Below are 15,507 nucleotides of genomic sequence, written 5' to 3' on the forward strand. Positions count from 1 at the left end.
TCCTCGGAGCAGGTGTCATCCTTCGCAAAGGAAACGATAGTATTTCAGGTTTGACCACTGCCGCGATGATTTGGGGGGCGGCAGGAATAGGGATAGCCGTCGGTGCAGGCTTTTATTTCGAAGCAACTGCAGTGGTCATCCTTTTGATCGTATCCGTTGAAGTGGTCCCGGTCATCATTACTTACTTAGGCCCAAAACGTTTGAGGGAAAAAGAATTGTCCCTTCGCGCCACGATAGCCGAGAAGAAGGAGATCAAGACGATCATTGAGAAAATCAAAGCCGAAGAAATCACTATTGAAAATATCCGGATCAAAGACTTAAAGAATCAGCACCATCTATTAGAATTAAAGATCATTGTCGATTTCAGGAAAAAGACGGTAGACATTTACTACACCATTTCAGAGATAGAAGGAATCAAGGATGTAGAGATTGAGAGCTTATAAACGCAAGAAAGAACGAGGGAAAATCCCCTCGTTCTTTTATTTGTCCTTCTCTATTTTACTGGTTTCTTCAAGAAGCCTACCATCAGCGCTGTGATGACGGAGCCGATCAGAACCGCCAGTAGATATAAGAACGGATTTCCTTCCACTACAGGGAAGACGAATAATCCTCCATGAGGTGCTGGTAAACCGATCCCGAAGAACATGGTCAGCGCCCCTGCGATCGCCGATCCTGTCACAATCGAAGGAATCACACGGAATGGATCCGCTGCTGCAAATGGAATCGCACCTTCTGTGATAAAGGAAGCGCCCATAAAGTAAGCTGCTATACCTGCTTTTCGCTCATTGTCATTGAACTTCTTCTTAAATAAGGTTGTAGCCATGGCGAGTCCTAATGGAGGAACCATCCCTCCTGCCATGATGGCCGCATGGGGAGCCAGGTTACCGCCTTCTATCATGGCGATACCGAATGTGAAGGCAGCTTTATTGATGGGACCTCCCATGTCGACAGCCATCATTCCACCCAGGATCAACCCGAGCAATATCAAGTTCCCTGTTCCCAGCCCGTCAAGCCAGTTCTGTATGCCTGTATTGACTGCACTCAGAGGTTCAACCAGGAATTGAAGCATGATCACACCTGTGATAAAAATACCAAGCAACGGATAAATGAGTACCGGCTTGATTCCTTCCAGTGCGGAAGGGAAATTCTTCGTTAAACGTTTGATTCCAAGTACGACATAACCGGCTAAGAAACCGGCAATGATTCCGCCTAAGAATCCACTTTGACCCGTTGCCGCAATCAATCCGCCCACCATACCAGGGGCAAATCCCGGTCTGTCGGCAATACTCATGGCAATGAATCCTGCAAGGACTGGAACCATCAGGTAAAAGGCATTGCCTCCACCGATCGTATTCAAGATCGCTGCAAACTCATTATACTCGGGAGAATCAGGGTTCGCTGACTGGATGCCGAATAAGAATGAGATGGCAATCAGGATCCCTCCCCCTACCACGAATGGAAGCATGTTGGATACACCATTCATGAGATGCTTATAGAACCCTGATTTTTGCTTTTTCTCAGAGCCCTTGTCGGAATCTTTCTCCTGCTCTCCCCCTTTATATACCGGGGCATCCTGTGTCATAGCTTGATTCAATAGTTCTTCAGGACGCCTGATCGCTTCGGCCACTGGGACTTCGATGACGTGTTTTCCTTCGAACCGGTTCATTTCCACTTTTGTGTCAGCTGCGACAATGATGGCTATGGCACTTTCAATGTCCTCTTGTGTCAGGACGTTCTTCGCCCCTCCTGAACCATTCGTCTCTACCTTCAGGTTCACATCCATCGTTTTCGCCTTAGCCTTTAAAGCGTCGGCTGCCATATACGTATGAGCGATCCCTGTGGGACATGCCGTTACAGCAAGGATTTTCCCACCCGGAGCAGACGTTTCAACCGTTGTCTCTTCTTCCTCACCATCATGGGCATTAATGATTTCCAAAACCTCTTCTTCCGTACCTGCGTTCAACAGTGCTTTCCGGACGTCCACATCCATCAGCATGGACGACAGGCGACTGAGTGCTTCTAAATGGGTTTGATTCGCCCCTTCAGTCGCGGCAATCATGAAGAACAAATGAGCTGGTTCGCCATCAAGAGATTCATAGTCAACACCCGCTTCTGATTTTCCGAACGCAATTGCAGGTGATTTCACAGCGGATGTTTTCGCATGGGGAATCGCAATCCCTTCCCCGATCCCCGTTGTACTCTGTGCTTCCCGATTAAGGATTGCTTTCTTGAATTCATCACGGTCCTGCAATTTACCACTTTGATCCAAAACGGATACCAACTCGTCTATGACTCCGTTTTTCGAATGAGAAGACACATGGAGCTGAATCGTATTCTTTGTCAGTAATTCCGTTATTCTCATTTTGAATTCCCCCTCTATATGTTTGTAATCTGAATGTCTTCGAATAATCTTTCCACGTGTTCAGAAGAACAGAGACCAATGGAATAGGCTGTCGCCGATCCGGCTGAGGTACCCAAGCGGAACGAATCCTTCACGCTCCATCCCCTCGACAGGCCGGCAAGGAATCCTGCGACCGTTGAATCCCCTGCACCGACCGAGCTTTTCAATTCCCCCTTAGGTACAGAGGAATAAAACACTTCATCTTCAGTCAGGAGAAGTGCACCTTTTTCAGCCATGGACACCATGACGTTTTCAACTCCGGTATCCTTGAGTTTCTTTCCGTAATGGACTGCTTTTTCGATAGAGTCGATCTCTACATCAAACATTTCCCCGAGCTCATGATGATTCGGCTTGATGAGGAAAGGCTCTAAGGGCAGGACCGGTTCGATCAATTTTTTCTCAGCATCGATGATCACTTTCGTCCCTTGTTTTTGACATCGTACGGCAATCTCCTGATAAAATGTTTTCGGAACCGAACCAGGTATGCTTCCTGCAAGAACAATCATGTCATCTGCCGACAAGGAAGATATTTGATCGAGCAGCTCCCGTGTATGCTCTTCATTGATGGATGGCCCGCTCCCGTTTATTTCGGTCTCATCATCCGCCTTCACCTTGACGTTTATGCGAGAGGCTTCCTCTACCTCGACAAACTCTGTCCTGATATCCTCTTGATTCAAAAATTGTTTAATGTACTCTCCCGTATATCCCCCTGCAAATCCGAGAGCCACACTATCCACATTCAATAGGTGTAAAACGCGGGAGACATTGATCCCCTTTCCCCCTGGAAAGGCACTTTCTGCACTGCTCCGGTTAAGACCGCCTTTATGGAATGAGTCCAGTTCCATAATGTAATCCACAGAGGGGTTCAGTGTTAATGTATAAATCATGCTGTCACAACCTTTATCGTAGTTTGATTCTTCATCGCCGTATCATGTTCTTCATCCAAATTGTTCGTTATGATCATCGCCTTGTCGAGATCGACTATTTTACTGAAAGCAATCTCTCCAAATTTCGAATCGTCGGCAAGAAACATCGCTTCTCTTGATAACTCTATGGCCATGCGCTTCACCTGGGCCTCTTCCGGATCAGGCGTCGTGAAACCATATTGTGCATGAACGCCGTTTGCTCCCATAAACGCTTTATCAAACCGGTATTGACGAATGGCATCCAGTGCCCCACTGCCGACCATCGCTCTCGTAACGGGCTTGACGTACCCACCGATCATATACGTCTTAATCCCTTTCTGAAGCAGGGCTTCCACATGGGTCAATCCATTCGTGACGACGACAATGTCTTTTTCAGGAAGATGATCGATCAGACTCAAGGTCGTCGTACCGGCATCCAGATAGATGCAATCCCCATCTTCCACAAGAGAGGCTGCGTATTGGCCGATTATTTGTTTTTCATGAAGGCTTTTGGATGATTTTTCAGAAACGCTCAATTCCTTCAATTTCCCTTGCAGCTTCGATGCTCCGCCATGGACCCGTTTCAGGAATTTTTCCTGTTCAAGCTGTGTTAAGTCCCTGCGAATCGTTGACTCTGAGGCATTCGTTGCATCCACGATATCCTGGATCTTAATCGCACCCTTCTCCTTCAATAAGTTTAATATAACTCGATGACGTTCCTCGGTTAACATGGTCTCTCCTACTTTCTCCGATCGTTTGTTACCTTTATTATAATGAGAACGGTTACAAAAATCAATCATTTTTAATCAAAAACAATCACAATCAATCATATTTCATTCATAAATGAGCATCAGTTGGCTAGCCCAGGGTGGGTTTGCCTGTTGAATCAGCTTTTATATTTACCTGTCAAAATCGGTTATATATTTGACAGGCAAAATCATCGGTATTTTCTCCTGTTGAAACCCTTCCTCTTTTCAGCTGCTGATTTCCCCGACATAATCAGCAGCTGAACTTACAACCCCTACCCACAACAAAAAAAGCCAGCCCCCTCACCATCATGGTGAAAGGACTGGCTTAATATTCCCGAATTACTCGTGAGACTCTTCCTGAGAAGCTTCAGGATTTTCTGCACTTTTCGGATTCGGGTTTATATATTGATAATCTGAACGATCGATTTGCTTATAGCCTTCTGGCTTGTAGAAACGAAGTAAGTCTTCATAGACTACTTTATCTGAAAGCTCAAGACGTTTCGTAGCTTCTTTAGAAGCTTCTTCACATGCGTTGCTTCCTTCTTCTACAGGTTGACCCGTTTCGTTATTATAACATACTCCTTTGATATCAGAGTATTCAGGTGTGATGACGTCTCCATTACGGAAAGGAACGATCTGTTTACGATCTTTGGACAATAAGTCCTGACCGAAACTGATGTAGTCCTTGTTATCCACACCAAGAAGGTTGAATAGTGTTTCACGTACATCCACTTGACCACCGTATGTGTGGTTGACTTCACCTTTTACTCCTGGAGCAATGATGAATAAAGGAACGCGTTGAAGCTGTGCATTTTTGAAATCTGTGATTTCTTCGCCTGTGACTTGTTCCATGGCTCTATTGTGGTTTTCTGAGATACCATAGTGATCACCGTAAAGGACGATGACGGTATCATCATATAGTCCACTTTCTTTCAGATCATTAAAGAATTGTTCCAATGCAGAATCCATATAGTTGGCCGTTTGGAAATAACGGTTCACTACACCATCGCCAAATTGGCCCGGTTCGAAGTCTGTATCATTTTCATGACGATCGAACGGGAAGTGGTTCGATAGTGAAATGAATTTCGTATAGAACGGCTGTGGTAATTCTTTAAGCATCGGCATGGACTCTTTGAAGAACGGCTTATCCTTTAATCCGTAAGGAAGCTGCTCTTCAGGTTTACTCATATCATAATACGTTGCATCGTAGAACTCATCATAACCCATCGTACGATACATTTCAGAACGGTTCCAGAACGTTTTATAGTTTCCGTGGAACGCAGCTGAAGTATATCCTTCACCTTTTAAGATTCCAGGTGCTGATTGTAACGTGTTATTGGCGTTCGTCATGTAGACGGCACCCTGAGGTAAACCGAATAATCCATTTTCCATGATGAACTCGGCATCGGATGTCTTCCCTTGACCCGTCTGGTGGAAGAAGTTATCGAAATAGATCGCATCTTCTTTTTCCACTAGGGAGTTAAGGAATGGTGTTACCTCTTGACCATCGATTTCTTTCCCTATTACAAAGTTTTGCAGGGATTCCATCGATACATAAATGACGTTTTTCCCTTTTGCTTTACCGAAATACTCAGGGTTCGGATCCACTTTATTTGCTTTTACATAGTTCTCTACTTCTGATACTTCATTGCTGTCTGCCAGGGCACGCTTGGCAGATGTCTTAGAGTTCTGGATCACATCATAAATCGTGAAGTTGTGAGTACCAAGATACTTCACAAGATAGTTACGGTCAAAGCTTCGTGTCAATAGTTCCGGACGGTCGATCTCTGCAAGACCAAGGTTCAGTAAGAATACAAGGACTGCCGATGTCATGACCGCGAATACTGAACGGAAGCGTAATTTTTCCTGTGGCTTCACTTTCTTCATGATCATCAGTCCGATGATAATGAACAGGTCAGAGAAGTACAGGATATCGATAGGACTCAATAGTTCCAGTGCACTTCCGCCAAGTCCGTTATTCGTCTTCGCCTGAAATAATACCGGGACTGTAATGAAGTCATTAAAGAAACGATAGTACACGACGTTCGCATACAGGACAAAGGACATCAGGAAGTTGATGACGATGAATGCAATATACCGTCCCTTGCCTTTCCAGAATAATGCGAGAGCAAAGAATAGGAGCGCTGAACTTAATGGGTTAAGAAATAAAAGAAAATGCTGAAGCGCATTTTGTATTCCGAGATTAAATTCAGCTAAATATACCGCGTAGGTCTTGATCCAAAATAATACGACGACTGTAAAGAAGAACGATAACTTCCCAGTGCGCATATCTTCAAACTGTCTTTTAAAGAAGTTCATACTTCATCACCTTTTTATTGTATTTAATTTGTAGCACTTATGAGCATCATTTGATTAAGGAATTGTTAAGCGAATGTAAATCCATTCGAATCAACAACGAGTATTATAACAAAAATTGATTTCATGTGTATAACAATTTGCGGTAATTGTATCAAAAATATTTCATGGGGATTCGACAATCACCGCTGATTGCGGTGTGGAATCCATATCAGACAAGGGTTGAGGAATTTTGAACAAGAAGTGAACGGCCCATATATTCCCACTCTTGTGGTTGAATATACTACCATTGTTAAAATTATCCGCGTTTTGTTTACTCAGTGTAAACTAATTCCCCATATATCTTTACGTAAAACATCAATATCTAATGAAATTATTCCCAGTAAGTCAGGTGTCTTCTCCTTTATTATGCTCCACCCTTACATATTTACCTTTTGAAAATCGGACTTATCGAGCCCTTTCACTTTGTTTTCCTTCACCTGGCGGTAGGCCGCTTTGAATTTCTTTTTATAGTAGGATTGTCCGCTCGTTGCCTGGACATATCCTTCTATCATGAACGAAACCGATAGCATCGTCGCGGAAAAAAATAGGATCGGCGTCAACGGGATCCACGGTGACCCTTGTAGATAGCGGAAGGAATCGCCTATCAGACCGGACCATTCATACGTAATCGATCTTGGAGGGTCATGTACCATCTGATAGTCCACGTCCGTCCCACCCAGGAATAAGGTGAGCAGCCCAAGATGTATGAAAATGACGAGCGTTTGCATGAATTGCTGCCCCAGTAAAATCACGAGCTTTTCTTTCATGGAAGGTAAGATATGCTTAAAGATGATCCTCCACTTCCCTGCCCCCAGTGTTTTCGCACTCAAAATGAATTCCTGCTTGTACACTAAAGACACTTCATTTCCAAGAAGCGCAGACAGGATCGGGACGATAAGGAAGGTTAATATGAGAATTTCGATGACGAACCGCTCCACGATGGAAGTGGAAAATCCTTCGAACGGTTCCCAAAGGACCGGCTCCAGCAAAAAATACGCAAGAATCGTCAAAGGGATGTAGTGGAAGGAATCGACCCAGCCATTGATGTACTTCTTGTACTTCATCAGGAAGGTTCCCAGTATCAAACCGAGGGGAACCGATAAAAATACCCGTAAGAAAGCAATCACAAAGGCCGTTAAGATGGTATATTTTGCCCCGATGATGATTTTACCGAGCATGTCAAGGCCCTGGGCATCGGTCCCGAATGGAAATAACCACTTCGGTGAAATAGGCGAAGATTCCACGACGACTCCTTCTACAGAGATAAAATACAGCCTTCTGACTTCGTTCCCCCATATAAACGAATACAAGAAGCTTGAAGCAATCATCACAAAAATAAAGGTTAATCCAATAAGAAAGAACGGATTTTTCCATACGCTTTTTTTCATATTAAATTTCCTCCCCCTTGTTGGCTTTTTTAGAGAGAATCATTTCTCCCACCGTATAAAAAACAAACAGAGGAATGAAAATCGAAAGAATGGCGATCGTAAACATCTTCGGCTGTAACGTCGACTTCAGGAAACGGGTAATCCCGGCGATATTGAACAAAAGCTCCAGGACGAACAAATTGGAAAGCATGAACCACACCGTTTTCTTCGATTGAAAAAAAACGGAGATGATGGCATTCCTTAATATATGGAAGGTTAAGATCACCAGTTTCCCCAAACCGATTGATTGAGCAAGTGTCACATAGTCTTTTCCTTCTTCCCTTTCAAATGAAAGGATTGAAATCCGAAACAGCTGGACCGTAGGCAATATCGCCAACACAAGGATGGGAAGAAGATATGCCTTTTCTGTCGCCACGGAAGCAATTTCAAAAAATAAAATGCCCGTCTGCTTATAAAGAAAGAGGACAAGAAGCTGAGAAAGCAAGATGACCAGCACATCCGGTATTGATTCGAATAAATATAGGAAGAATTTGATTCGATTTCGTTTTTTCTGTGAAAACAGCATGGTGAAGATCGTGAGGAGAATGCTTAAGAAACTTGCGAGAAGAAATGCGGAAAATAAAATGATGAGTGAATAGATGATCGGCTCCCATAAATAAGGAAACAGGCTGCGTTCCTGCTCTAAACCGATTACCTTATATGTTAAATCCCCGGCATGAAACAGGGCATATACGATTTCTTTTACCGATTGCCAATACGCCTGCAATCTCAATTCCCGCTCGCCAATACCCGAAAGCAGTACGGGCAGGCCGCCTATAAAAACGATTCCTATGATCGATAATAGGAATTTCACTACAATACCACCTATAAATTTCAACTCTCTGTCCCCCGTTTTCGATGTTACTTTTAATAGTATCATAGATCGGAAGGTTTTATACATTTTTTCCCTTTTATTTTCAAGCAGGCAAAAATAAAGACCGGAGTCCACTAAATGGACTCCGGTCCTTTCACAATCAGATTTTGGACAGTTCATTCAACACAAATGTTTCGACCACTTCTGCTACTCCGTCCTCCATATTGGAAGCTGCAACGTAATCCGCCTTCTCCTTAATGTCATCCGGGGCGTTACCCATGGCGACTCCGAGGCCGGCAAATTCAATCATGGTCAGATCATTGTAGCTGTCCCCGATGGCAATGACTTCCTCGGGCTTGATTCCCATTGGTTTGATCAGATAGTCGAGGCTGGCTCCCTTTGTGACACCCAGCTGGGTGAATTCCAGGAAGAATGGCTTCGATCGCATCACGCTTAGTTCACCATCAAGCTCGGCTTGGAGCTTTTTCTCCACTTCCGCCAAATGATCGGCTTCTTTCAACATAAGAGCTTTCACGACCGGGCCCGTGATCGCTTCCTTAAAATCCGGAACGACCTTCACCGGCAGGCCAGTCAGGTCACTTTCTATGGAAGCGAATGGATTCGTTTCTTCTACTATAATGGCATCTTCTGCATAAGTCAGAATACCTACATCTTCACGCTTACTTATATCATATAAGGAATGAGCCGTTTCAGCTGTAAGAGTTCGGCTGTATTTCTCTTCATTTGTCTTGCAATCAATGATTTTCGATCCATTGAAAGGTAGGATGTAGCTTCCGTAATGATCAAGTTTCAATTCTTCCGCTACCCATCGCATTCCCTGGGTTGGACGCCCAGATGCAAGGACGACTTTCACTCCGGCTTCCTGTGCCTGTATGAGAGCGTCTTTCGTACGTTTTGAAATCGTTTGGTCATTCCGTAATAATGTATCATCTAAATCAAGTACAATCATTTTATAGCTCATAAAGAACATCCTTTCAGGAAATCCATTTTTATATTATCTTACTATAACATTTACCTACATATTGAAAAAGAAAATAGACCGCCAGATTGGCCGTCTATTTCAAGTTTACATGTTTCAGATCCCATTTTCTAATGGTAAAAACAGCCTGATGTGACGTTTCAAATCGGACCGTATCATTGCTTGGTGATGGGTAGAATCGGGCTGTAAATGTTTCCTCTCCTTCATTGACGAATACTTCAATGGAAGACGTATCCACAAATAGCCTTAGTGAATGTAACGTCTTCACTGAGCATTGACGCTTCTCTACCACTCCATTCACAAAGCTTTTACGCTCAAGAGTCACGGTCTGTTCCCCTGAAGAATAAACAAATCTGATTCCATCTCCGACCGTAAAATCAAACCAGCCTTCAATAATAGAAAGATCACTCACTTCCAACTCAAAGGCTTTTCCCTTCACCCCATCGAGTTCGCGGGTTTCTTTATTTAATTCCACCCTCTGCCCGATCCCTGTTCCGACTCTTAAATCCTGCATTTCTTCAAGAGGCATCTGCCTTACCTTTCCGTCCACACATTTCAGCTCACGAGGGATCGTCATGGTATGAAGCCATTTATGTTCAATGGTGGGATGCTCCTGTTCGTTCTGATCCGGTACGCTCATCCATGCAAACAGGATACGTCTGCCTTTGTCGTCCAATGTCGTTTGCGGTGCATAGAAGTCGAACCCCCTGTCCAACTCTTCAAACTCCCCATGTTCAAATGTACCTGTTGCTGAATCGAATTGTCCGGCCACATATCCTGCCTGATAAACATTCTGATACTTCATCCCTGATGCATTTACTCCTTGAGGAGAAAAAATAAGGATGTCTTGGTCTCCCAGCGGAAACAGATCTGGACATTCATACATATAACCGAAGTCAGCAAGCCTGCCTTCCCCTCCACCTGTGAGGACACCTTGATAGTCCCACTTCACCAGGTCCTCTGATTGGAACAATGCGACAGCACCTTTTAATTCCCGTGTCTGGGCACCGACCACCATAAAAAAGGATCCATCCTGTTCCCACACTTTCGGATCGCGGAAATGGGCAGTAAATCCATCGGGCAGATGAACGACAGGTCCCTGTTTGTCAAAATGAAGGCTGTCTTCTGAAATCGCCAGGCACTGATAAGATTCGCGGTTCCCTCTTTCGTCCTTTACATTCCCTGTATAGTAGGCATAGATTTTACCGTCGTGTTCGATGGCGCTGCCTGAGTAACAGCCGTTTTTTTCATACCATTCTGATGGGGTGAGGGCGATTTCTTCATGGGTCCAATTGATTAAATCGCTGGAAGAGTAATGACCCCAGAACTTTGCCCCGTGTCCTGTCTTGAAGGGCATCCATTGATAGTACACATGATAGGTGCCTTTGAATTGGATGAACCCGTTTGGATCATTTAATAAGCCAACTGGAGGCATAAGGTGATAATGGAGGCGGTATGGATCTTTCTTTACCACATCCTTATGCTTTTCCATTTCTTCATAGGCTGCTTTTCGCAGCTGTTCATCCCTCGGCATCACACTTCCCCCTTTTTCAGATGAAGGCTGACTTCCTCCAGGGAGGGAAGGGCCGTCATCGCTCCTTTGGTGGAGGCGGTAAGTGCCCCTGACACGGCAGCAAACCTGGCCATCTCCGCTGCTTCTTCGATAGAGAGTGACTCTATCCTTCCCTGATATTCATGTAGTGAGTATAGAATCCCTGATACGAACGCATCACCGGCTCCTGTGGTGTCCACCGCTTTCACCTTCATGGCCGGAACATATTGTCGATCATCACCAATGCACACATAACTTCCTTCTGCTCCCATCGTAATGATTAAAAATGGGATATGGTAGGATGTCAGCTTCCTGATCCCGGCTTCGATCTCTTTTTCTCCTGTAATGAATTCGAGTTCTTCCTCAGAGATTTTCACGACGTCCGCTTCAGAAAGCATGCTCTTGATCATTGCCCTGGCGTTTTCTTCAGAATCCCATAAACCCAATCGTAAATTCGGATCATACGACACCAATAAACCATTCTCTTTCGCTACCTTCACCGCATGATGCGTTGCTTCCTTCGCCGGCGAGCTGATCATGGAGATGGAACCGAAGTGAAGGATCTTATGGGAAATGAAATCTTCTTCATCTATATCACTCACTTGGAGGAACCGGTCAGCACTCGGGTCGATATAAAAGTCGAAGCTGCGCTCCCCGCCTTCTCCATTCGTTACAAACACGACACCCGTACGAACGTCAGAAGTCAGCAGCATTTGATTGGTACTCACTCCATATTCCCGGAGGGTTTCATGAAGGAACCTCCCTAATACATCGTCTCCCACTTTCCCCAGGAAAGTAGACCTTGCACCCAATCTTGCGAGTCCTACCGACACATTTGCGGGAGCTCCTCCGGGACTTTTTTGATAGGTACTATTGTTTTTGTCTAACGGGATGAAGTCTATCAATGCTTCTCCCAGTGAAATAATTCCCTGTTTCATAGGGGATTCCTCCTTGTTTCATATAGGTTTTCTTTAAATATAGCAAATCCTTATCAGTCACGTGACTGATAAGGAAAATGATTTTTTTATTTTGTTTCTTCCTTCCAACCAAGCAATAAGGTTGCAATGAAGGCGCCTGCTACAGCGATGACAAAGCCAATTCCATAATTTAGAGGATCCTGGGCAATCGCAAACATCGGAATACCGGTGAGGCCGATTCCATTCGCCATCACATGGGTGAATACGACGTACGCGCCACCAAGCGCACCACCTATTGCCGCACCGATAAAGGGTCGACGATGCTTTAAATTCACTCCGAAGATAGCCGGTTCTGTAATTCCAAGAAAAGCAGATACCGCTGCAGGTACAGCGATTTCCTTCGTTTTCTTGTTTTTCGTCCTGAAGAAAACAGCAAGTGTCGCCCCACCCTGTGCAACGTTGGCCATGGCCCATATCGGAAGCAAATAGTTCCCTCCGATGTTCGATAACAGCTCAGCCTCGATGGCATGGAAGCTGTGATGAACACCTGTCAATACAATGGTTGAATACAGTCCTCCGAAGATAAGTCCCGCGATTGGTCCGGCTGTATTATAAACAACATCCAGAACCGTCGTAATACCATTACCAAGGATTCTGCCTAGCGGACCCACGACAAGCAGGGCGGTGAATCCTGTAAAGATGACCGTTAAGAATGGTGTCACCAACAAATCTATCGTATTTGGCACCACTTTGCGTAATCCCTTTTCTACCTTTGCCATGACGTAAACCGTCAATAATACTGGAATGACTGTTCCCTGATAGCCGAGCATTTCAACCCCGAATCCGAAGAAATCAAGTGTGGAGGGCTGTGCGTCAGCAAGACCCCAAGGATTCAATAATGCCGGGTGGGTCATAATTCCCCCGATGACCGCACCTAAATAACCATTTGCGCCAAATTCCTTCGCAGCACTCATCCCGATCAGGATCGGTAGAATAATAAACGCTGCAGAAGAAAACATATCGAGCATGACGAATAGACCGCTTTCAGGATCGACCCATTCATACGTTTTCATCAATCCAAGTAACCCCATCAACATACCAGCCGCTACGATGGCCGGGATGATTGGAACAAATATATTGGAAAGTGTACGGGCAAAGCGGGCAAACGGGTTCATCTTCCGTTTCGCTGCATCACTGTGTGTCTCACCCGTTGGTGACTTATCATCCATTGTTGCCCCGACAAGCGGTGCAAAATGTTCAAATACTTTGTTTACATTCCCAGTCCCGAAGATGATTTGGAACTGTCCGGAGCTTGAAAATGCCCCTTTCACTCCATCCAATTCTTCGATGGCACTCTTGTCTATCTGAGTTTCGTCATCAATGACGAGACGCAGCCGCGTCGCACAATGTGTAGCACTCACTACATTATTTTTACCGCCCAATAAAGGGACAAGCTTTTCAGCCACTTCACGATAATTCATTAAGAATCCCTCCTGTTTATTAAAGAAAATCAATAAAAAAAGACCCAGTACCCTTAAGAGGATAGAGGTAGGTCAAAGAGAGACGCTTACCATTATCGTCTTAAAGATTCTAGGTCTTGCCTGCATGATCAGTAACAATCCTACTGTATGAAATTGATTTGAGTTCATTTTACAAGATGTAAGCGATACCGTCAACCCATTCACTTTAACAAACGCTGAATATGAAGAGCTATGTACGCTACCTCTGATAGGGGAAATTGAATGCCATATTCTTCCTCCAGATACCCGGCAATTTGTTCAGAACATTCATACGCCAGCACATACTTCACTTGAATGAGGTCAAGCATATCCTCATCAATGGGGTCAAACTGATCCCCCTGTTCGATCCTGTTCAAAGCAAAACGGAGGTGGGTAATCAACCGTTGATAGTTGATGCTCGACTCCTCCACCTCTATGGACAAGATGGATTCCACCTGTTCCACAAAATCTCTCAGGATCGTTGCCTGCTTCAACGATTCACTCATAGACGGTGCATCCATCTTCGCCGTATGGACATGCAGGGCGATATGAGCTGCCTCATCATCGGGAATTTCAATGCCCAGTTTCTCTTTGATTTCCGCCTTTGCCCATGAACCCACTTCATACTCTTTTTTATAGAGCAGCTTGATTTCGTTTAACAATTTATTTTGAATGGGGATCCCCTGCTGAAGTCTTTCCAATGCAAATGAAAGGTGATCCGTCAAAGCGATATGGATATGATCGCTTAAAGGTGCATTCAGATGACCTTCTGCATAGCTAATGATGTTTTCAGCGATTTCAATATGCTCCTCCGGCAAGGTAGCCAGGAGTTGCTGGAATTTCTCGGATGATTGCTCATGAAGGACAAATATCTTCTCAATTTTATTCTTTGGGATGATATCATTCCTCTTTTTCTGAAAGGCAATCCCACTTCCCATCACAATCTTCTCCTGGGGTCCATCCACCACTACGACAGCATTGTTGTTAAGTATTTTAAAAATGCGCATACATATCCTCCGTACGGTTCATTAACCTTATGTTACACGAGTTGAAGGATAGATAACAAGATAAGTGTGGCGATACAACATTTTCTTGATACATGGTATGCTGAAAGAAAAACGGAAAGCGGGAACAGAATGATACCTACATATTTTGAGAAAATCCAGGAAAAACTTCACGAGGTGCAAACGAAAGAAGCCGACAGAATGGCCAGTCTTGCCCAACGCATTTCTTCCTGCATCCAACAGGACGGCATCATCCACCTTTTCGGGTGCGGCCACTCTCACATCCTCTCTGAAGAGGTGTTCTACAGGGCAGGTGGACTGGTTCCGATCAACCCGATCTTGATCGAGCCCCTCATGCTCCACGAAGGCGCCGTACGTTCTTCTCAATTAGAAAGGGCAGAAGGATATGCGTCTGAGTTCATGAGTGGGCAGGATATTCAGCCTCAAGACGTGATGATCGTCCTTTCCACCTCAGGAAAGAACCCCGTCCCTATCGACGTGGCGCTTCATGCAAAGGAAAACAGTACCTATGTCGCTTCCATCAGTTCCTTTGACTATGTAGAACAAGAAACATCCAGGCACCCGAGCGGGAAATTCCTTAGTGAAGTGGTGGATCTTGCCATTAACAACCACTCCGTCGTAGGGGACGCTGTTTTGACCCACGAACGGGTGGCTGTTCCATTTTCACCTTCATCAACCGTCATCGGCGCTGCGATTTTGAAGAGCATCATGGCCGGGGCCATCGAACATATGGCAGATGAAGGATATGAGCCGCCTATCTTCATAAGTGGTAACGTGGACGGTGCGGGTGATCATAACGAAAAGCTGATCGAGAAGTACCGAATGCGGATCCCCCTTTTAACAAAAGGACTGTAATCAAA

At 44.7% G+C, this 15,507-nt stretch carries 13 protein-coding genes (1 of these 13 only partly in view); 2 read left to right on the top strand and 11 right to left on the bottom strand.

Annotated elements, in window-relative coordinates; translation table 11 throughout:
- Window positions 1-443: the 3' portion of an MgtC/SapB family protein gene (locus tag M1J35_RS21225; protein ID WP_254652211.1), read on the top strand. The gene continues 250 nt to the left of window position 1, outside the view; the window shows 443 of its 693 coding nt (coding positions 251-693); its start codon lies beyond the left edge, outside the window; it ends in the stop codon at window positions 441-443.
- Between the two features lie 50 nt (window positions 444-493).
- Here the strand turns inward: M1J35_RS21225 and M1J35_RS21230 are convergent, their stop codons facing one another.
- The 11 genes from M1J35_RS21230 to M1J35_RS21280 form a co-directional block, all read right to left on the bottom strand.
- Entirely contained in the window at window positions 494-2,362 is a 1,869-nt protein-coding gene (locus M1J35_RS21230; RefSeq protein WP_254652212.1) for a PTS fructose transporter subunit IIABC, read from the bottom strand.
- A 14-nt stretch (window positions 2,363-2,376) separates the two neighbouring features.
- Entirely contained in the window at window positions 2,377-3,288 is a 912-nt protein-coding gene (pfkB, locus tag M1J35_RS21235; RefSeq protein WP_254652213.1) for a 1-phosphofructokinase, read from the bottom strand.
- The gene (locus M1J35_RS21240) at window positions 3,285-4,037 is read right to left on the bottom strand and encodes a DeoR/GlpR family DNA-binding transcription regulator (protein ID WP_254652214.1); all 753 of its coding nucleotides are present in this window, start codon (window positions 4,035-4,037) and stop codon (window positions 3,285-3,287) included. Before M1J35_RS21240 ends, pfkB begins: the two co-directional genes overlap by 4 nt.
- 357 nt (window positions 4,038-4,394) lie before the next feature.
- On the bottom strand, window positions 4,395-6,374 hold the full coding sequence (locus M1J35_RS21245; protein WP_224522090.1) for a lipoteichoic acid synthase: 1,980 nt from the start codon (window positions 6,372-6,374) through the stop codon (window positions 4,395-4,397).
- A 416-nt stretch (window positions 6,375-6,790) separates the two neighbouring features.
- Entirely contained in the window at window positions 6,791-7,801 is a 1,011-nt protein-coding gene (locus M1J35_RS21250) for an ABC transporter permease (RefSeq protein WP_254652215.1), read from the bottom strand.
- A gap of 1 nt (window position 7,802) precedes the next feature.
- Window positions 7,803-8,720, bottom strand: coding sequence for an ABC transporter permease subunit (locus M1J35_RS21255; RefSeq protein ID WP_254652216.1), 918 nt, complete (start codon window positions 8,718-8,720; stop codon window positions 7,803-7,805).
- Between the two features lie 94 nt (window positions 8,721-8,814).
- Window positions 8,815-9,636 (bottom strand): Cof-type HAD-IIB family hydrolase, encoded by an 822-nt coding sequence (locus M1J35_RS21260; protein WP_254652217.1) that lies wholly within the window; start codon window positions 9,634-9,636, stop codon window positions 8,815-8,817.
- 94 nt (window positions 9,637-9,730) lie between these two features.
- Window positions 9,731-11,188 carry a glycoside hydrolase family 32 protein gene (locus M1J35_RS21265; protein ID WP_254652218.1) on the bottom strand — a complete coding sequence of 486 codons (1,458 nt, stop codon included), beginning with the start codon at window positions 11,186-11,188 and terminating at the stop codon, window positions 9,731-9,733.
- Entirely contained in the window at window positions 11,188-12,144 is a 957-nt protein-coding gene (locus M1J35_RS21270) for an aminoimidazole riboside kinase (protein WP_254652219.1), read from the bottom strand. The genes M1J35_RS21265 and M1J35_RS21270 overlap by 1 nt, the downstream gene beginning before the upstream one ends.
- A gap of 86 nt (window positions 12,145-12,230) precedes the next feature.
- On the bottom strand, window positions 12,231-13,604 hold the full coding sequence (locus M1J35_RS21275; RefSeq protein WP_254652220.1) for a sucrose-specific PTS transporter subunit IIBC: 1,374 nt from the start codon (window positions 13,602-13,604) through the stop codon (window positions 12,231-12,233).
- A 200-nt stretch (window positions 13,605-13,804) separates the two neighbouring features.
- Window positions 13,805-14,629, bottom strand: coding sequence for a PRD domain-containing protein (locus M1J35_RS21280; RefSeq protein ID WP_254652221.1), 825 nt, complete (start codon window positions 14,627-14,629; stop codon window positions 13,805-13,807).
- A gap of 129 nt (window positions 14,630-14,758) precedes the next feature.
- On the opposite strand from M1J35_RS21280, the gene M1J35_RS21285 reads away from it, so the two are divergent.
- Complete coding sequence (locus M1J35_RS21285) at window positions 14,759-15,502, top strand: SIS domain-containing protein (protein WP_254652222.1); 744 nt, start codon at window positions 14,759-14,761, stop codon at window positions 15,500-15,502.
- Window positions 15,503-15,507: the final 5 nt, after the last annotated feature.

The organism is Rossellomorea sp. KS-H15a (genome assembly GCF_024195245.1).
In the GTDB taxonomy this organism is placed as follows: domain Bacteria; phylum Bacillota; class Bacilli; order Bacillales; family Bacillaceae_B; genus Rossellomorea; species Rossellomorea vietnamensis.